At 36.5% G+C, this 19,078-nt stretch carries 13 protein-coding genes and 5 pseudogenes; 3 read left to right on the top strand and 15 right to left on the bottom strand.

Features of this window, described 5'->3' with window-relative positions; translation table 11 throughout:
* Nucleotides 1–1,268 precede the first annotated feature (1,268 nt).
* Nucleotides 1,269–1,651: pseudogene (locus MSMTP_RS20050) on the top strand (IS1 family transposase); the annotation flags it as partial.
* Nucleotides 1,652–1,724: 73 nt separating this feature from the next.
* On the opposite strand, the gene MSMTP_RS13680 reads toward MSMTP_RS20050, so the two are convergent.
* The 4 genes and pseudogenes from MSMTP_RS13680 to MSMTP_RS13655 form a co-directional block, all read right to left on the bottom strand.
* The gene (locus tag MSMTP_RS13680; protein WP_369799643.1) at nt 1,725–2,009 is read right to left on the bottom strand and encodes a transposase; all 285 of its coding nucleotides are present in this window, start codon (nt 2,007–2,009) and stop codon (nt 1,725–1,727) included.
* Between the two features lie 195 nt (nt 2,010–2,204).
* A pseudogene (gene tnpC, locus MSMTP_RS13675) lies at nt 2,205–3,560 on the bottom strand (IS66 family transposase); the annotation flags it as partial.
* Nucleotides 3,561–3,682: 122 nt separating this feature from the next.
* Nucleotides 3,683–4,123: pseudogene (locus tag MSMTP_RS13660) on the bottom strand (IS21 family transposase); the annotation flags it as partial.
* A gap of 457 nt (nt 4,124–4,580) precedes the next feature.
* A pseudogene (locus tag MSMTP_RS13655) lies at nt 4,581–5,420 on the bottom strand (IS256 family transposase); the annotation flags it as partial.
* A 49-nt stretch (nt 5,421–5,469) separates the two neighbouring features.
* Here MSMTP_RS13655 and MSMTP_RS13650 point away from each other — a divergent pair.
* Nucleotides 5,470–6,285 (top strand): IS5 family transposase, encoded by an 816-nt coding sequence (locus tag MSMTP_RS13650; protein WP_048180469.1) that lies wholly within the window; start codon nt 5,470–5,472, stop codon nt 6,283–6,285.
* Here MSMTP_RS13650 and MSMTP_RS13645 read toward each other — a convergent pair.
* From MSMTP_RS13645 to MSMTP_RS13595, 11 genes and pseudogenes are all read right to left on the bottom strand, one after another.
* A pseudogene (locus MSMTP_RS13645) lies at nt 6,281–6,632 on the bottom strand (transposase); the annotation flags it as partial. The gene MSMTP_RS13650 and the pseudogene MSMTP_RS13645 overlap by 5 nt on opposite strands.
* Nucleotides 6,633–6,639: 7 nt before the next feature.
* Entirely contained in the window at nt 6,640–7,035 is a 396-nt protein-coding gene (locus MSMTP_RS13640) for a hypothetical protein (protein ID WP_048180463.1), read from the bottom strand.
* Nucleotides 7,036–7,409: 374 nt separating this feature from the next.
* A complete protein-coding gene (locus MSMTP_RS18095; RefSeq protein WP_052718405.1) occupies nt 7,410–8,552 on the bottom strand; it encodes a glycosyltransferase family 4 protein in 1,143 nt (380 codons plus the stop codon).
* Nucleotides 8,553–8,576: 24 nt separating this feature from the next.
* Nucleotides 8,577–9,686, bottom strand: a complete 1,110-nt coding sequence (locus MSMTP_RS13630) for a glycosyltransferase family 4 protein (protein WP_048180460.1) — start codon at nt 9,684–9,686, stop codon at nt 8,577–8,579.
* Nucleotides 9,687–9,708: 22 nt separating this feature from the next.
* Entirely contained in the window at nt 9,709–10,848 is a 1,140-nt protein-coding gene (locus MSMTP_RS13625; RefSeq protein ID WP_048180458.1) for a glycosyltransferase family 4 protein, read from the bottom strand.
* Complete coding sequence (locus MSMTP_RS13620) at nt 10,836–12,431, bottom strand: hypothetical protein (RefSeq protein ID WP_048180454.1); 1,596 nt, start codon at nt 12,429–12,431, stop codon at nt 10,836–10,838. Before MSMTP_RS13620 ends, MSMTP_RS13625 begins: the two co-directional genes overlap by 13 nt.
* Nucleotides 12,403–13,287 (bottom strand): glycosyltransferase family 2 protein, encoded by an 885-nt coding sequence (locus MSMTP_RS13615; protein ID WP_048180451.1) that lies wholly within the window; start codon nt 13,285–13,287, stop codon nt 12,403–12,405. Before MSMTP_RS13615 ends, MSMTP_RS13620 begins: the two co-directional genes overlap by 29 nt.
* A gap of 443 nt (nt 13,288–13,730) precedes the next feature.
* Nucleotides 13,731–14,762: a DUF354 domain-containing protein gene (locus tag MSMTP_RS13610; RefSeq protein ID WP_048180450.1), complete on the bottom strand. Its 1,032-nt coding sequence runs from the start codon at nt 14,760–14,762 to the stop codon at nt 13,731–13,733.
* Complete coding sequence (locus MSMTP_RS13605) at nt 14,759–15,874, bottom strand: DegT/DnrJ/EryC1/StrS aminotransferase family protein (protein WP_197076090.1); 1,116 nt, start codon at nt 15,872–15,874, stop codon at nt 14,759–14,761. Before MSMTP_RS13605 ends, MSMTP_RS13610 begins: the two co-directional genes overlap by 4 nt.
* A gap of 119 nt (nt 15,875–15,993) precedes the next feature.
* Nucleotides 15,994–17,016 carry a peptidoglycan bridge formation glycyltransferase FemA/FemB family protein gene (locus tag MSMTP_RS13600; protein ID WP_048180445.1) on the bottom strand — a complete coding sequence of 341 codons (1,023 nt, stop codon included), beginning with the start codon at nt 17,014–17,016 and terminating at the stop codon, nt 15,994–15,996.
* A gap of 2 nt (nt 17,017–17,018) precedes the next feature.
* Nucleotides 17,019–17,843 carry a hypothetical protein gene (locus tag MSMTP_RS13595; RefSeq protein WP_048183621.1) on the bottom strand — a complete coding sequence of 275 codons (825 nt, stop codon included), beginning with the start codon at nt 17,841–17,843 and terminating at the stop codon, nt 17,019–17,021.
* Between the two features lie 331 nt (nt 17,844–18,174).
* On the opposite strand from MSMTP_RS13595, the gene artC reads away from it, so the two are divergent.
* Nucleotides 18,175–19,011, top strand: a complete 837-nt coding sequence (gene artC, locus MSMTP_RS13590; RefSeq protein ID WP_048180442.1) for an archaeosortase C — start codon at nt 18,175–18,177, stop codon at nt 19,009–19,011.
* The last annotated feature ends 67 nt before the right edge of the window (nt 19,012–19,078 follow it).

Below are 19,078 nucleotides of genomic sequence, written 5' to 3'. Positions count from 1 at the left end.
AATCTCAAATGAAAACTTGAAGATATGTTTTCACCGTTCCTAAATTCAGTTTTGACGCCATCACGTCTTGAATTCGCCCAAAGATTGGCACTATAAGTATTCCCCCTCCTTGTAAGGAAGAAGACAATATAGCAGGCTGTCTCAAAACTCAAGCCATTTCTACAATTGGATAATGGACAATGTTTATTTTAAATTTAAAGAAGATATTTTTCCACACTTTAGGCACAAATTAACCTTATAGTCGAATATTTTGCCCCAATTGTAGAACCAAGTTTACTTTTGAGACAGGCTGATAGGACGTCTTTTTATAGGGATTAAGGGTTATACCCTACATAATGGGAATTCAGAGATTTGTTATACACCTAATTATATTAATAGTTCCATATTTCTCTATTTTATACTAAAATGTTTTGAATTGGTGCCAAACATAATTAATTTCTTGTTATACACTACATTTTATGCGCCGCTTGATGCGGTTTTATACTACAAAATATAAACTCCGGTTTAATATGCTTGTTTATTCTCATATTAAAATTTCAGATCTTTGAGAAATCTTATTTTGTATTCAATAATAGGTCACTCTTCTTTAGGTTATTCCGAAAAGGATTATGTTCCTATTTTCCTAAATCCCAATATTTATGGATATTTTTATAAAAGTGTGGCTAAAACTAATATTTCTGGACGTCTTCTTTGTACTTCATTTAATCCACTATCCAAGGTTCAATACTTTAAAGAGGGTATTCCTGTATATTGTTCAAGCTTCAAATTTAATTGTACAAATTATCTTGGAGTGGAAGTCTATGGTTAAGTGTGGATTTATCGATCCATTGGAAATGTGATTGCTGACACAATCAAGCCTATATCAAGGAATCTAAGGGAAAACGAAAGTAGAGTTTCAATCCCGTACATTAAGGAAATCGAGGCAAAGAAGAATCGATTTCTAAGTTTCTGAGATCTCAAGCGTGCGACCTGAAGCATTCCCTTCTTTATGAGGGGTGGTTGCACGCAATTTGATTTGAGTATCTCGAATTTTGCAACAATTTGCTGATAGATTCTGATTTCCTTTTTGTTTTTTGAGTCATACAGGTTCAAAGAATATTGTAACATATTGAAAAGCTTTTTGAAATTACGCTTTTTCCTTGGGAATACAAGTTTGTTACTTTGAATTTCCTTATCGAAAAATCGTATATTTTATTGAAGAGGATATATAATGGCGGTCCATTTGTATTTGGTTGATACTATATAATAGAAGAATATATATTATTACCATGGGAAAACGAGGTCCAAAACCACAGTTCACTAACATTGTTTGTCCAAATGAACAGTGTGATCTCTATGGGCTTAAAGGTCAAGATAATGTTATTGGTAATGGAACATATGAAAGCAGAGGCGAAAAAACTCGGAAATACAAATTTAAGCATTGCGGCAGAGTTTTTAATGGCCATACAGGTTCTTATTTTTCCAATCTTCGCAAGGATGAAAAACAATTCTTCTAGCTCTAAAAATGGCTATGAAATGAATAAGTATCGAAGCCATTGCCGAAATTTTGGAGATACAAGCGGCTACTGTCACTCGTTGGTTAGCTCTTGAATCTGAATAATGCGATAAGGTAAATGATAATTTGATGAAGAACCTTGATGTACCAAAAATATAAATGGACGAACTGTGGCTTATAGTCAAAAAAATAGTTCCACGAATTGTAGATTAATAGTAACAATTCACGTTTAAGAAGCTGAGGTATTTCTACTCCTTTCATTCGGAGGTATCTCAAATTTTTCCTTCAACATTTCCATAAATCTTTCTCCCCTTATCTTTGACGTCTCATAAATGCTCAGAAGCACTTCAAATACTCCCGCACCGGACCATGTCCTTCTCCCGCCACTAATTTTCCTATGCAATACTCCTTTACGCATCGCACGCTCTGCGTCATTATTGTGCCAGGGTACTCCCTCAAACTCCATGAACGTAAATAGCATCGACTGTCTCTTTCTAAGAGGCTGTCTTAAAATTCAAACCATTTCTACATTTGGATATTGGGCATTGTTGATCTTAAGTTCATACTGTAAATTAATTACATCGGACTTATTCACCCTATGAATAAAATCAAATGCATTAGACATCATGGTTAAAATTTATACTTTAGGCATTTAACGGTTTAATGCTACCGTTTTTCGGTTCAAATACGTGAGTCATATCCCAATTGTATAATCAAATTGAATTTTAAGACACGCTCTAAGCTCCTTTGATATCCTGATGACATCCACATCAATCCATTCTCTATTGAGTAGAGCCTTCATCTCTTTTTGGAACTCTTTGCAAGCATTTTTACGTATTTCCATTGATGGAGGTGGATCTTTCTGCGTAAACTCAACTGCTCTTTTCAGAATTGATCGAACACCATCAACGAATTCTATGAACTTTTTAGGTGGTCTTCCCGGTTTTGCCTTTTTTGCAGGCTTGGATGTTAAAAGACTTCGAGGTTCTATTTTGTGTTTAATTTCAGCTCTTTCCAACCACCTATTCACATGAAGAAGGTCAAGCTGATGTCCTGCACATTTTACTACATCATATGGTTTCCAGGCATCTCTTCCCAGAACACCTTTAAATCCTTCAAGTATTTTTTCCGGTACTATGTGACCACGAGTTGGAGAAACTTTATAGTAAGTACCTAATAAAGAAGTAAACCCCCATAACCAGCTATTCTTACCGTTTATTCTAAATCCCGTTTCATCGCCATTGATAGCCTTTGATCTTACTATTTCTTCATGAAGCTTCTCATAGTCTTCCTTAAGTGTATCTGCCACCCATTTTTCCAGTTTAAGAATAGTGGCTTCACTAATCTTGATATTATATGTCTCGTACAAGCTGGATTGAATCTTTTCTATACTCAACCCTAACATTCGCTGATAAGCAACCCAGGAAGCTATGGAAGGTCCAAACTCCTGGTTTGGTGGTATCCATGAAACATCTCCACGAACCATCTTTTTGCACTTTTTGCACCAATATCTTGCATAAATAATTTCAAAGATAGTAGGTTTTGGAACTGGGATTTCAGTGATGGTACGGGTTTCTTCGGCACCCTTGACAGGTTTGCCCAGAGGAGTGCCACAGCATGGACATTCTTCCGTTTCGACATACAAAGGAGGAGAGTTGGGAATTGGTGTTTTTCGCCCGTGACCAACATGTCCAGGCTGACCACCTCTGGCTTTTTTCGGCCCTTCGTGCCGATTTCGCCGGTAATAAGTTTTAGATGAGGGGACACCACCTGCTTCAGAAGTCTTGTCAGATGATGCGAGAAAAGGTGCAGAACCCTAAAATTGAGCAAGTTGTTTTTTGAGATACTTATTTTCATTTCGGAGGTTTTTTGCCCGCTCTTTGAAGCGTTCAGTTTGCTTTTTGAGGTTGTCATTCTCTTCGGTGAGTTTTTCTACGTGTTGCAAACTGCTTTGCTTTTCGTTACGCTCTTTTTCGAGTTCTTCCTTTAATTGTGTGATTTTTTGTTCCAAATCACTGAATTGTTCCTTCATGTCTTTTGTTTCATCTTGAGAAACGTTCGTCATTGAATGGTTAATATATTTTTCAACGTAAAAAAATGTTTTGAAAATATTATTTTTTAGTTGCGGACCTTTGAACAAAGTTTAAAAATTAATATGGAAATCTTCTAAAACGTGAATTGTTACAATTCAACAAATCTCATCCTGGAATATCCAAGAATCATGTTGAAGCAAAAGAGTTTCTTTACCTTTCCATCAACCTCAACTGTTCCTAACTCTCCCCAGTCAACCTGAGCCTGGACACCTGGTTTTGTTTCATAGCGGAGTACGGCAGGGATTCCCCGCTCAGGTCGGACTTTTTGGACGAAGTCCTTGACTATGGTTTTTCCTCCCTCAAAACCCATTTCTTTGATTTCCCGATAGAGGCGAGCAGCAGTATAGGGACCTTCTTTGAGTTTTTCAAGAATGTAAGGTTTGAAAGGATCAAGCTTGCTCTTTCTTCCAGGACGTTTCTGGGGTTCAGGCAAGGTTTTCAGCCGAAGATATTTCCTCACAGTTTTCTTGTCAAAACCTGTTTGTCTGGCGATTTCATTGATGCCAAAGCCTCGTGAATACAAATCTCGTATCAATAGCCATTCGTCGAATAAGAAAGAGCGATTGCTCGCTCTCCCTCTTCTAAGAACCGTACGTGAAAGTTTCCCTTCATACGGCTCAAGCGTTCTATAACCCTTTCTGCATCGGGCAGCTGTTAGACTTTCCGTTATATTTATCTTGGCACCATTTGTCTCTGCTTTCTCAGATAATTTGTTCTCCATTTGAAATATTCTCTGTCTACATAGGGATTCTTATCCATTTTTATACATGGATGTCTTATAATCTTTGTATCTACAAAAGACTTGAGTTTACACCCATCTGCAGAGAATACCCAATTCCTTGACCCTATCCTGTGCCAATATCTATTTACTATCCATTGGTGAGATTTGTTTGGATGTCGCCTTTTAGCCCACGTCCATAGCATATTCCATAAGGGCAGTGTGCTTAATTTTCTGTAAAATCTACTCTCTACCCCTTACTCTTCTTTTTTGATTACTGTTCCATTACTATATACTTGTTTCCTGTGATCCAGTCTTCATTTATATCAATTAGTATCGAGACTACCAGTCTCAATACTGAGTCCTGGTTAGGAAATGCTCCAACTACCTTACTTCTTCTTTTGAGTTCCTTGTTGGTCCTCTCCATCATATTTGTTGTCCTTATTTTTTTCCAGTGTTTTTGTGGAAACTGCATATAATTCATTACATCATACTGAAAACTTTCAAGGGTATCAGCTGCGCTTTTATACCCCAAACTATCCAGTTCCATAATCAGGTCATTCAACTTCTGACGGTCTACTAATGCTTCTTTTATCTTCTCAGCCACTTCTTTCTGCTTCTTTTTTGGCACTTTCTTGAGAACTTGTCTTGTCAGATGTACATGGCACATCTGCCAACTTGATCCAATAAAGGATTCTCTTACTGCTTTCTGTATTCCTTTATGGCCATCAGAAATAATTAACTTGACACCTCTTAACCCTCTTTTTTTCAGATCATCGAATAGATCTTCCCAGAACATAGAGGCTTCACTGTCTGCTAATCTTGTTCCAAGAATCTCACGGTAACCGTCATCCCTGATCCCAGCAACTACAAAGAGAGCTTTGTTTTCGTAATGAAGCCCATCTCTTACCTTGAAATAAGTCGCATCGATAAGCAAGTAAGGGATTTCATGTTCTATTGGCTTTGAGAGAAATTCTTCAACCTTCTCATCCAGTTCTTTTGTAATCCTGGAAACAGAAGAGGCTGAAATTTCTCCTACTCCTAATGCAGTCATGACCTTTTTCACCCTTCGGGTGGAAACTCCTTGCAGGTAAGATTCAGCTACAGCGGTTAAGAGCCTATCCGAAAAGTAAAAATACTGCTATGAATGGTAATGATTATTAGTGACAAAACGAAAAACAGGACACGACTACGAGATCTCAGACGAATTCTGGAATGTAATCAAGTGTTTACTACCAATTCCAAAACCGAAGAAGAAGCTTGGAAGGCCGCGAGAGGATGATAGGAAAATAATGAACGGTATTTATTATCTCCTTCGCACTGGCTGTCAATGGAAAGCCTTGCCAAGATGTTATGGAGCTTCAAGCACTGTACATGACAGATTTCAGGAATGGCAAAGGGCAGGATTATTTGAGACAATGTGGCAAGCTGGTCTGATGGAGTATGATAACAAAAAAGGATTAGAGTGGGAGTGGCAAGCAATGGATGGAGCTATGACAAAAGCACCATTGGGTGGAGATGGAACCGGAGCTAACCCCACTGACCGTGGCAAAAAAGGAACAAAAAGGAGTATGTTAACTGAGGGTAAAGGCATACCACCTTCTGTTGCCGTGGATGGAGCCAATCGGCACGATAAAATGCTTGTAAAAGAGACTCTTGATGACATAATTATTGAAAGACCTTCACATGAAGTAATTCAGAATATATGCATGGATAAGGGATATGATTTTCCTGATATCAGAAAATTGGTTGAAGAATATGGATATACTGCCCATATCCCAAGACGTGGAGAAGAAAAAATAGAAAAAAAGATACCAGGTCATAAGGCAAGAAGGTGGGTTGTAGAAAGAACGCATTCTTGGCTGAATAGATTCAGAAGACTGCTTATTCGATGGGAAAAAAAGCTTGAGAATTACTTTGCTATGCTTCATTTCGCATGCTCCTGGATTACTTTCAGAGCTGCGGGACTTTTCGGATAAGCTCTAAGATGGCCTTTTCAACTCTTGAATATTTCTCAAAAACCTGAGTTTCAAAGGGAAACTCACGGAATTGAGGCTTTAATAATTCGAGTTTCCCATGCTTGGTCAGGAGAGTTCGGGGTTTGTAGCCATTTCTACTAGCTTTACGTGAATCTGTCCTCTCATAACGTTGTGCACCAGCTTGGAGAAGGGCTTCCTCCTCCATTACAAGGTTTAAAAACCAGGTAATTAGCTGGCGAATTCCATCTTCCTGATCGACAAGATAATCTTTTATGAGTGGGAATAAATTAACCATTAACTCTGCATCCTCTTTTTTTTGTGGTGAAAGGAAAAGGATACAGAGTCAATCATATTTTACAGAACTTTCGGTACACTGCCTTTCCCGTAGTAAGGATCATCTGTAAGATCAATAGCAAATGCATACTTTTTGCCGGGTTTTATGAAAGGTTTAACTTGTTCAGCAAGCATAAGATGATTTACTGTTTCTAACTGCTCTATGTCGATTTTTTTCAGATTATGATGTAACGAGTTTTCGCTGGGTATGTTTGAACCTGGACGTTGAATTGAGTGAAGGGATAATTTTTGGATAGCCAGTGACGTTAGAACCTTGAAAAATTGATTAGGGGTTTGGCTTGATCTAATAGAAATTGGAACATGCTTAACAAGCAATTTAACAACGGGGGTTATACATTTGGCTCCATCCAAAGTACAAACACCAATATTTTTTGATTTGTGTTTTGTCTTAGCCATAGGTTGTGAATTAAATAACCCAGATATGTATAATTTGGGTATTATATTGGAAAATCGATATTAAAATCGCTGCTTACGAGTTGGTGAAGTACTGGATGAGGACAAGTTCAGATTTAATAAGTTTATAATTCTCGTTGAGGAATGGATCCCACATTTCTAATTAGGGCATTTTTGTACAAAATCATGGTACAAATATGTTACTTTGGTGATATTCAATTAAGTAATTGGCCAATATACATGAATTATGTTCCCCTTTTGGCAGGGGGTAGAAATGTGGGTGGATGAGACGGAAGTTGAAGGTTAGGACAGTAGTGGAGTGTCTGAGGTAAATGAAGAAGAGGAAAGGAGGGGTGATTTTTAGAGAAGTACTGAAGTTACATCAATTTGTCAAATTTAGACCCCATTTTTTTAACAACTTTGTCCCAAGTAAATCTTTCTTCAACTCTTTTTCTCCCAGCATCCCCCATTTTTTTCATTAAATTTTCATTGTTTAATAAGTATATGATCCTTTCTGCAAGCTGACTGGATTTATAAGGTTCTACCAAAAATCCAGTTTCAGCATCTTCTATTATTTCTGGAATACCTCCCACTCTACTGCCGATACATGGTAGCCTATAACTCATAGCTTCGATAAAAGCATTAGGAAACGGATCTCCAAAGGAAGGCATTACAAAAATCGACGCCAAGTTGTAATATTGGATCTTTTCTTCATAGGACACAAAACCTTTAACTTCAACACCTTCAATATTCAACTTTGGATTAGATCCCAATATAATTAATCTTGCATCTTTTATTTCATTTTTTACTTTTTTGAATGCATCTAATAGGACATATCCTCCTTTTCTCTCAAAATCAATCCCAACAAATAATATGATTTTTTTATTGTACTCTTTTTTTATGCAAGGTAAATAATCTACGTTTGTACCAGAATATACTGTAACAACTTTGTCTTCGCTAATCTCATAGTCATTTATCATTGATTGTCTGGTATGATTACTAAATGTAAAAACAATATCCGCATTTTCATAGGATTTTGTCTCCATGTCAGTCCAATATTTTCTATCATTTTCACTCAAAAATTTACTCCATTGGGGCAATTCTTTCTCAGATAGCTTCGTGGTATAGTCTGTGTAAATGCAACGAGGTACATCATTTTTTTGTAATATTGCAGGTAACCATCCCGTCTGAAGAATTAAATTGTAATTCTTTTTATTTTCTTTTAGCATTTTATTTGCAATTTTTGTTCTCTCGCTCACATAATAATTATTTCTGAATCTGTAATAAGCTACACTACCTTCTAGAATTTCATTGTAAGGGTGGATGTATTTTTTGTATCCAGGTGTTCTTAAAAAGGAATATATTGCATCATAGTACTTTCCAAATCCATAAAGTTTAGTGTCAAAGACTTCTATTAATTCACAATCTTTTGCGATTGTATTGAAAAGTTTTCCATTGACGCCTGAAAAGCCTTTTAATCCTCCTGAAGTTATTCCTATGATCTTTATAGTGGTTTTCATATCAATTTCACTCTCTGATTTTATTTAAGAATTGTTTATCGCGTTTTCGAGGGCCTTAAACATTTTCTCATAGTCGTTTTTTTCCTCGAAAATGATTCGTGAGTTTTCACCCATCAATTTTAGCACTTCACTGTCCGATAGTATCTTTTTCATAGCTTCATACAATTCCATGATATTTTTTTCTTGAGCTACGTATCCATTATGCCCATTTTGAATTAGGTCTTCACTTGCTCCAACAGCATTTGTAGCTATAACGGGTTTACCAAAAGCCATAGCTTCATTTATGACTAAACCCCAGGGTTCGTACGAATAATTGTAAAAAATAGAAGGTAAAACAAAGATATCACATGCTTTGTAATATGAGGCTTTTTCATTTCCATAACTTGAGCCTAAAAACATAACGTTTTTAACTTTTAATTGATCAATGACCTTTTCACATTCATTCCTATGAGGACCTTCTCCGATTACTATTAGAAAAATATTGTCATAATTACTTTCTAATTGAGAAAATGCTTTGATTAAGTAATCTAGCCCTTTACTTTGTACAATTCTACCTAGATATAATATTATTTTTTTATCTTCTAATCCTAACTTTTTCCTAGCATCAAAAGAGGTTTGTTTACTATAGTCAACGGAGCATTGAGTATGTGCGAATATTTTATCTTCACTCACTCCAAATTCAAGATAAGATTGATAGGTTTTTGTTCCCATTGCAAAAATAGAGTCAGAAGATCTCGCAATATATTTCGTAAATTCATTCAAAACTTTCCTAGTAAATGATGTGTTTTTCCAATACCAAAATTCCGTAATAAGTATGAATTTGTTTCTACATAGCTTAGACATTAGCCAACATACATGCCAACTGGTTGATGTCAAAATAAGGTCGTATTTTCCAAATAGTAACTCCTTCATCAACAATAAATACATCCCAATATCTCTATTACCAAAAGTGAGTCTTGTTCTTAATATTTTGCTCTTCCATTTCAAAGGAATGCTTGCTTGTTTTTCTTTTACATTATCCTGTCCTCTCCCATGTTTTGTAAATATGAAAGTAACATCGTATCTATCATCTAGTTTATCAAAAATCTCTTGTCTATAATCCATATGGGCAGGGTGTACAAGTGCAATTCTCATAATAAGAACTCACAACACAGATTTAGTTACTATTAATATCATCTATGACATTAGTGTACAATTTTATGTAGTCAAATACCACAGAATCAAAGGTATACTTCTTAGCAAATTCTTTTTGTAATTCACTTTTATCAACAAATTCTTTTTGTTCGATTATTTTTATTATGTTTTCTACAGAAGGTTCAAAAGCATGTAATTTAAAACCATCTTTTATGACAAAATTGTATATTCCTGCTTTTTTCGAAAAATAAACATTGCAATTAGAACAGGATAAAGCTTCTAATATCGCCAGAGAAAAAGCATCAAAACGAGAGGGATATATTGCCACATCAACATCTTTGAGGAACCACTTTATAGTTTTTTTATCTAAGTTTCCTAGAAACACTACATTATTCTCTATGCCTAATCGGCAGCAAAGTTTCTCCAAATATCTCCTACTTGGGCCATCACCTGCAAGATAAAGTATAATGTTTGAATAATTATTCTTTAAACAAAAAAATACTGCGTCTATTAATAGATCCACTCCTTTTTCCCAGGAAAGTCTCCCATGGTAAAATATGTTGTAGCTCTTTTTATTAATTGATTGTTCAATGCAAATCTCTTTTTCCAAAGGTTTTAACCAATCTGTTTCGATGGCATTTGATATCACAAAACTTTTATTCACCCCATAATTGTGAATAATGTCATTCATATAATTAGAATGTACTAATACGGCGTCGGCACTTTTCAAGATATTGGGTACAAATAAGTATGTAAGAATGTGAGCCAGTGATACAACATCTTTATAACTTATTTTAAGTTCTCCCCTTACGTCACCATGATATTGTAAAACAACTTTTGTTTTTTTAATATGAGTGCAATAGATGTAAAGTAAAAACTTGCTATTAGGAAGTATTGAAGGTAATACTGGAATATGAATCAGACTATTATGAGATATTTTTCCAAGATCAGAATAAGTAATTATATTTACATCTTTTAATTCCTCTTTTATTTTTGTAACATTTTTTTTTTTGCAAAATATCTTTATGTTCTCAAAAGGCAGATCTTCCCTATGGACTAGTAAATATTTAAAAATTTTTCTGCTTATGTCAGATGGAGCACCACTTCCCATTGGATAGTAATAAATCAAATCTTTGTTTGAAGTCAGTTTTAGATTAACCATAACCTCATCCTTCCTCCATCATATATTTTGTTTTTATTATAGGACAACGAGTTAGTAAAAGTGCTTGGTACATATCCATCTTCAATAAAAAATGAAACATTAAGTTTATTTAAGAAACCTTCAACTCTCATATCTGTAACTGGAAACTCGGAAAGCCAACTAAGTAAGCCAGCAGAATCAGTATTATCTTCCAAAAAATAAACACCTTCAAAATAATAATTTTTGGAAAAAATTGGGGTTTTGCATAAGTCCGATTTATTGAAGGTAATGAAACCGTTTATGTAGTTCCAGATACTACTTCTACTATATAATGGAGGTATTCCACCATAGGATGCGTACATTCTGTCAGTCTCAAACCCATTAGAAATACCGATTATATCGGGGTTTAAATTGTTTTTCATCCACTGTCCAGTTAAGTAGCTTTCTTCTGTCATGTACCAGTCAGTGTAACCTCCTTGGGTTCCAAGTTTCCAATGGGCAAAGAAACCTGAAAAAGTGATATTTACAATTAAAATCAAAACTATAAAATACAGTACAAGTTCCCGATCTTTTCTATAACTTCTAACTAAATTTATTATACCCTCAGCACCTAAGATTATAAAGAGTAAATAAGTAATCAGATATCCATATGTTTGATTGTAAGAAAACACAATTGTAGGCAGAATGCATGCAAGTATTGACCATTCTTGGTAACTTTTAAATTTTTTAAATGAGATGTACACAAAACCTCCTATTGATAGTGGAAAAACTGGACCTAGATTACGAATGGAGGTGATCACAATTGAGATAATCCACGAGTATCTTGAGCCATATTCAATCAAACCAATTTGGCCCGAAAACAAAAAAGGGGTTATAATAAGAAAGAAAGCTATTGCAAAATATAGATTATTTAGATTTAAATATTTTATATCTGGTATTTGTATTTTTGAGCCTAGTTTGTAGAAAAGGAAAGTAATGACAATTAAAGCTGAAAAAAATATTAAAAAATAAGCATAATGATGAGTGGCAAACACAAATAAAAAAGTTATAATTAGCAACAAACTGAATTTTTTTTCTCCTTTCAGTGCTTTATATAATTGATACATAAAAAATGGGAAGAATACTAAAAATTGGGCACGTGTTGTTATTTGCCACGTAGTGAGAGTCATAGTTGACGCTGAAAGCGAAAATAAATATGAAAATATATATCTGGAAATAAAACTTTTATGAAACACACCTGCAAATAAATACGATGCAAAAATGGTGAAAATACCTAAAAAAATACAAAATATAAGTATTGTAAATTCCATTGGAATTCCCGTAAGCTGAGATATTCCAGAAAGAGAAAAAGGCACAGAACTTGCGTATGAATAAGGATATAGTCCAAAAATAGACAACCAGCTGCCCCACCATTGAGCTTCTCCAAAATTTGTAATTGAGTTCGCAAGTCCATGGATGAAAAAAGAATCGTATCCTTGCTCATGAGGCACGCTCGGAATTCTGATAACTATATTTAGTAAAAGAAGTAAACTAATCAATAATAATTTCATTTTTAGGGATACATTATAATTTAAATTACTGGTTAAACTGGAACTTTCTTCCATAGTAATCAATTAGCTCTTTGTGTTTGTTTCTATAGTACTTCCTCACTTCTGGGATTTCTATCTTATTTTTAATTTTGAAAATTCCATCTATGTATCCACATAGATATGGAACCCCAAGATAGTGTGGAGATCTAAATGTATATTTTAAAAACTTGAAGATAATATATGCTGGGTGATAATCTCTGTAGTAGTCTGATTTCCCTTTCGTTTTAAATCCCTTCCACATGCCTTCTGCACTACTTGTTTCTCTTGTTTGAATCCCAATGATATCTCTATATTTTACTGTATCCCACCCACGCAGGGTTGCAATAACATTTGAAACCGAATCTGCAGAATAAGAAATAGGGAAACCTCCTGTGTCCAAAAAACATTCTTTCCTCCAAACTCTTAGCCCACCAATCGGAAGATTATCTCTTCCTTTTTCGAAGACTTTTTTTTCTCCTTTCTGATACACGACGGATCCACTTGCAACGCCGAGCTTGGAATTACTTTCAAACTTACCCATTATTTTTTCAAAAAAATCAGTATATAATATCATATCCGCATCTATTAAGCCGATATACTTACAGGAAATACCATTTTCTTCAGAAATACCCAATGCAAGATTCAAACCATCATTTACAACTTCAGCATAATGGAAACTCAGATCTCTTTTTCCATTTCCAAGAACATTTACACGAATCCAATCATACCTTGAGGTCAGAGTTTCTAGAAGTCTAGGAGTAGAATCCGTGCTCCCGTCATCTACAACTACCCACAGCTTAGGCTGAATTGTCTGGTTTATAATAGATTCTCCAAGCTGTAGTATATTATCTTCTTCGTTTTTGCATGGTGTTACAATTATGTAATCTTTCATACTCCCAATTCCACTATGTTACATTATGTTTGAGTTTCCACAGTTTTGTCTGAAGCTAACAATTGATATAACTTTTTGAAATAATAACTTCTCGTAGATATATATCATCTTTTAATTAGTACAAATTATAAATCATACCTTTTTATTACATCGGGAGCACGGAGGGCCACGAATACCCCGCTCTTCAGGTCGGGGATGAAGTGAACCCTCGCACTTTTTTTTGTGCTCCTTTAGATAGATAATCCCTTACTCCTTTTTAATTTGAGGTTTCTTGGTATCATGATTACAGGAGTTCGAATTGTTACTCTAATATTAAGGAAACTTTGTTAAACCATACTAAAAACTTCCCAAGAAACCGGGCAGGCGGCTCGAAGCATACCCCGTACTTTAGGCGGGGTGGTTGCCCACAATTTGATTTCACACAAATTACCTTATGAAAAATTTTATTTTTTTCCATGTTCTCTGATAACACTCATTATAAATTCCACAATGTCAATTTTCTCATCAAGCATTTTTTCTCTCTTTGAATGCCACAGCTTTTTTAAATTCTCTTCTTTAAGCAAGGATATCGCTTTAGTGAGTGCTTCATCTTTGTTAGGAATTGTATATGCCATATCGTATCTTTCTTCAAGCTCATCGAGATATCCTCTCCTTGTGTTCGAAACATATATTGAAGGAACTCCCAGTATTGCACCTTCAGAGGCGGTTTTTGCTCCCTCTCCAATGTACATTGTTGCATAGTAGAGAAAATCGTGCCATTTGTCAGAGGGTACATTCAGTTTGTACTTCTCGAATTTACTTCCCATTTTTAGTTCTGATGTAATAACTACTCTCTGAAAATCTTCAATTCTTTCTATGAATTCTAGCACCTCGCCCTCGTTTTTGAAATCGAACCCTTTTGCTGATAGGTCGTGATGTGAATCCAGAGCTGAGAATCTGATGAGAACGTAACGGTCTTTCTGAAGTCCCAGTTCTTCTACAATACTCTCGTCAGGAGTGAAATGATTGGGGTGCAAATAAGTTAGCTCATTAAAACTGTTGAAGCGTTTCTGCTTCTTACCAAAATCCCTTTTAAAAAAAGTAGGTGTACATATCAGGTCGGTGAAGGGTTTACTTAAATATATAGCAAGTTTAGCATGCTCGGTGTTCGGAAAAGCAATATGGGGTTTTCCTAACATTTTGCTAACCTGCGCAGCATAAGGTGTTCCTGCACTAACAAAAACATCCGGCGAGAATTTTTTTGCTACTTTATATACGAAATAATCAGCTCTTGGAAGCCCTAAGGCTTTGTTCATCATACCTTTATAATGTGGGCTGACTTCGTAGTCTAAACCATATGTCTTAAGTAACTCAACAGTATTTTCTTTATCTCTTGCCGTTACCTTTGTTGAATGTCCTTCTTTTTCTAACTTTTTTATGACATTCCTGAATACATTGACATCCGTGGGATGTCCTACATCAAATAAAACCCTCAAACCTTAGCCCACCCTGTCATTTTTATTGCATTTATTATATGGTCAAGCTCTCTTTTTTTAAGAGTAAAATGATTAGGTATAACAAGTATGCTTTCTGCAACTTTTTCGGTATTTGGGCAGCCTTCTTTATACCCATAATTCTTTTTCGCTATCTCAGGTGTTTTACTGAAGAGTTTGGCTGTATCTATTCCTTTTTTTCTGAGTAACTCACTAACTTCATCTCTCTTTAATTGGCTTTCTACTTGTACCGGGAAAAGGTAATAGTTGCAGTAAGTATCTTTAGTTTCGAAGGGTAATTTTAGACAAGTGTCTCTCAGATTTTCGATCAAATATTGAGAATTTTTTCTCTGCTTTTCGACTTTTTCCTGGAAACTCTGTATCTTTTTAGCAGCAACCTGAAGGTCAGTATTTCGGATTTTTGCAGTTTTGAATGAGTACTTGTTCATCAGGTCAACTTTATTTTCAATCCTGCTCCCTATTGGCAGCGATACCAATCCGAACCACGGTCTGTGATATAATGTGGAACGTGCACAGGTTTTTATTATGTGTTTGATTTTGTCGGTGCCGGAAGGTTCTGGTAGTTTCTGTATCTCTTTTTTTATGTTCTCTGCAAGCTCCAGATTTCTGGTGGTTACCATCCCTCCTTCTCCGGCTGAGATGTACTTACCAGTTCGGAAACTGAAGAAGCCTGCAGTTGCGATCGTTCCTGTCAGTTTTCCTTTATATTTACTTAAAAGGGCATGTGCACAGTCTTCAAGAACCGGCTTCTCGCCTGCAATTTTTTGGATTTTGTCCAGGTCTGGAGGCCTTCCGAAAGTATGTATTGCAATAACGGCTTCGATTTCTTCAATTTTCTCTTCAAGGTGCTCAGGACTTATTGTATAATTGTCAGGATCTATATCAAGAAATAGTGGCTTGTGACCAGCCTGGATTATAGCGTCAAAGACACTCGGGCAGCAATAAAGTGGAACGCCAATGTTTGAATTCTGGGGGAGATCTAAAGCCTTCAGTATTACATAAAGGGATGTTCTTCCGCTATTGGTAAATCCTATGGATGAATTGTGAAATAGTTCTTTTATTTTTGTAATATCCGCTTCAGAATTGAGATTCATTAGAGAATGCACGAAATCTTTCGTACCATAGTCTATATTGAACCGCGGAATCAACATCGGATTTGGTTTAATGAAATTCATCCCCTTAGCTCTCGAATTGAATTATTGGTTTTGAATAATTATGCTTTTATGTTCATGTATTTCCCAACAGTTTTGTAAATTTTCAATCCCGATTTCATAATTTCTTCTCTACTTTTATTATGGACTTTCTTATATCTCCCATGGTTGACTTCCTTCCCGCCAAACCTCTTTTTAAACTCCCTTACGCCGTAGGGCTTGCCCGGATGGCCTGCTCCCCCGAAATCAAACACTTTTTCTTTTTCGGCATACTCACACAGCATGTGCCACACAGCCGCCTCATTAACATAATTTATTTCCTGTTTTGAACCTGCATACCAGTCGTGGACCAGGCCTTTGTACTTCAAAACCACTCTGGACCCGACAACTTCTCCATCTAAAGTGGCCAGGTAGAAATCAATAAATCCTATATCAAAGAATTTTTCGTATGCACTTTCAAGAAGAGAAATATCTGCAAGAGGCAGCCTTACATTTTTGTAGGTCTCCTCAATTAGCCTGTAACAGTCTTTTATTTCATTTTTATTTTCAATTTTTCGAAGCTTGATGCCTATTTTTTCAGCCCTGTTGATCCCTTTTCGGCGGGGTTTGTGGATGTCTTTCCACATCTCTTCGCTGGGACGGTCGAGGTCAATAAGGTAATTTAAGTGCGGTTCGTACTGGTATCCGAGGGGTTCCAGAGTACTTCTGGAGTTTTCCATGTCCCATATATTGCGTATCTGGGTGTAGATCGCTCTGTTTTGAAGAACCTGCTCATAGTAATTGAGCAGTTTTGTAACTGCTTCGAATCCTTTTTTATCTTCGATAAAAATAGGGCCGCCATTAATTATTGATCTTGAAGAAATAGCTCCGATCATTCCCGAGGCATCCCTGATGATTACTGCCAGGAGAACTGCCACTATTTCATCATTCTCTGATTCAACTGCAGCCAGGGAAATTGGCTCATAGTTCTTAGTTGAGCTGTAAACATCTGCCATATAACTTGTTTGAAAAATATTCCCCTTTGGATGCTTGAATACAAAATCATCCCATTTTTCCCGGTCGATTGAATCTTTAATTTCAATCATCGTTAAACCCCGTAATTCCTGCTTTTTTGAACCCTGTTCCTGTACCACACAATTCCCGCTTTCCCGACATTTTTTATGTTCTGGAATGCCAGTTCCCTGGCCCAACCCCCAAAATCATCACACCATCTGTTGGGATGTGCAAGCAGGCATATCCGGGAAATTTTTTCACTTTGGATCAGCCGGATGACGTCATCAGTAGAGGAAATGATCTTAAGGTCGGTGCATGCTGCATTAACTCCGGCCCCGTCAATCGTATCTTTTACTCTGATATTCAAATCTGCCCAGGTCCGTCCGGTGTCTGTGAGGTAGAGGACTTTGTTATAATCGATTGAAAGGTAAGGCTCTCCCAGAATTCCGAAATCCCTGAAATCGTATTTCTGCCACAGATCCCGGTTTGACCAGGGCTTGAGGGGGTTTCCGTGCATGCATACCGTGTTTATTTCGGTGATGTTTTCGGTTACTTTCCTGAGGTCTTCGAGTTCTTCTTTGAATATCTCGATTGCTTTTTTGGGGTTCCCGTTTGCCTTGTCCATTACTTCGTAGTGGAAGCCGATCTCGTGCCCCATGTCTGCCATCTGGCGGATGATCTCGGGTTTGAATGTTTCTTCCACATGCCGGAAATAGTAGGTTGACTTTATTCCGTAGCTGTGCTCAAGCTTTGCCATTTCCAGGTTCCGCCTGACTGCCCGGTCCACGTCGTGCCTGAGTATTATACACTTTTCGGGTTCTAATTTCAGGAAATCCCGTACCGTGCAGGTGGAGTAATCCGTGTTTCTGATTGTCTGCAGCAGGAATTCATATTTTTTTAAGGTGAAATCCCTCACCATCTGCCCCCAAATCATTCATTTTTGCAGGAGAGTCACAGTTTATTTTCCTTTCCGGGTTGGGAATATTCCGGAGTAAATAAACATTAATAGTCTCTGTTTTGCAAATTTTCAGCTTTATATAATCCCCTTAGATTGAATTTGTTTATTTAGTTTGTGATTTTCTTCTGTAGAATATTTTGCAAGTGGGTATTTTTTCCGTTGTTTTTTTGTTTGAGGGTTATTTCGGTTTCCCTGGTCTAATTTCCTGGCAATCGATAAGAAATATTTAAAAGGCTTAATACAAAATAGAATAAATAAGTGCAAAAATGAGAGTTTGAAATGAGAGCTTGTAATGGGGAATGAAACTAAAAACCTGATACTTATTTTGCTGGTACTGGCACTTTTTACCGGGATGGCTGTTGAAATTAGTGAGGGCTCGACTGTTGTCGGAGTTGTTCTGTTCCTTGTTTCCGTGTTTCTGCTGACAAGGATTGACTTCAAGAACCTGGGGGATTCAGGTCTCCTGAAAAAATCAAAAACCTGTTTTGTTGTGGGGGCTTTTATAGTAGCAGCAGACCTTGCCTATAATTTCAAAAATGGCGGGGAACTTGGGACCCTTGACGTCATGACGGTATTCTTCGGAGCTTCCCTGGTCGGGACCCAGCTCCAAAACCCCCAGATAAACCGGGTCTCCAGGTTTGGTGCGTATATTTCATCTGTTTTTGTTATTCTTTACCTTATCTTTTACACTATGTTTGCTTTCTTTAACATCGATTTCCTTCACAAGTTCGACCACTACTTCATACTTCTTCCCACAGTGGGAGTTTTAAATCTGGCAGGTATTCCTCTCGAAGTGGTTGCAACGGAAACCGTTCGGATAAGCGGAGTTGAAGAAATGACCCTGGTTATCGGAGGGCCCTGTTCAGGCCTGTATTCCATGTTCCTTTTAATAGGGATTGTTTTCGGATACAGCAGAATTGAAAACCTGAATAAAAATAAGACCCTCATGATGCTCGGATTTTGTGTGCTTGTCGCCTACATCTCAAACCTGTTTCGGGTAGTAGTTCTCTATTTCACCGCTTATATGTACGGACAGGAAGCAATGATGCTTGTGCACACGCATCTCGGATGGATTATATTTGCAGTAGTTGCAGCTTTTATAATGTATTTGATAGAGCTAAAAAGCTAAGTTTGTGGCAAAAACAAAACTTGTGGCAAAGAGGCAAGACAAAACTTGCGGCAAAAACAAAATTTAC

Source organism: Methanosarcina sp. MTP4 (genome assembly GCF_000970045.1).
In the GTDB taxonomy this organism is placed as follows: domain Archaea; phylum Halobacteriota; class Methanosarcinia; order Methanosarcinales; family Methanosarcinaceae; genus MTP4.
The sequence above is the reverse complement of the archived record's forward strand: the minus strand, read 5'-3'. Positions and strand labels throughout refer to the sequence as shown.

Coding starts and splice junctions, on each gene's coding strand:
- MSMTP_RS13595 (WP_048183621.1), bottom strand. CDS start 17,843: ATGGTGAGGGATTTCACCTTAAAAAAATATGAATTCCTGCTGCAGACA.
- MSMTP_RS13600 (WP_048180445.1), bottom strand. CDS start 17,016: ATGATTGAAATTAAAGATTCAATCGACCGGGAAAAATGGGATGATTTT.
- artC (WP_048180442.1), top strand. CDS start 18,175: ATGGGGAATGAAACTAAAAACCTGATACTTATTTTGCTGGTACTGGCA.
- MSMTP_RS13605 (WP_197076090.1), bottom strand. CDS start 15,874: ATGAATCTCAATTCTGAAGCGGATATTACAAAAATAAAAGAACTATTT.
- MSMTP_RS13625 (WP_048180458.1), bottom strand. CDS start 10,848: ATGGTTAATCTAAAACTGACTTCAAACAAAGATTTGATTTATTACTAT.
- MSMTP_RS13630 (WP_048180460.1), bottom strand. CDS start 9,686: ATGAGAATTGCACTTGTACACCCTGCCCATATGGATTATAGACAAGAG.
- MSMTP_RS13615 (WP_048180451.1), bottom strand. CDS start 13,287: ATGAAAGATTACATAATTGTAACACCATGCAAAAACGAAGAAGATAAT.
- MSMTP_RS18095 (WP_052718405.1), bottom strand. CDS start 8,552: ATGAAAACCACTATAAAGATCATAGGAATAACTTCAGGAGGATTAAAA.
- MSMTP_RS13620 (WP_048180454.1), bottom strand. CDS start 12,431: ATGGAAGAAAGTTCCAGTTTAACCAGTAATTTAAATTATAATGTATCC.
- MSMTP_RS13640 (WP_048180463.1), bottom strand. CDS start 7,035: ATGGCTAAGACAAAACACAAATCAAAAAATATTGGTGTTTGTACTTTG.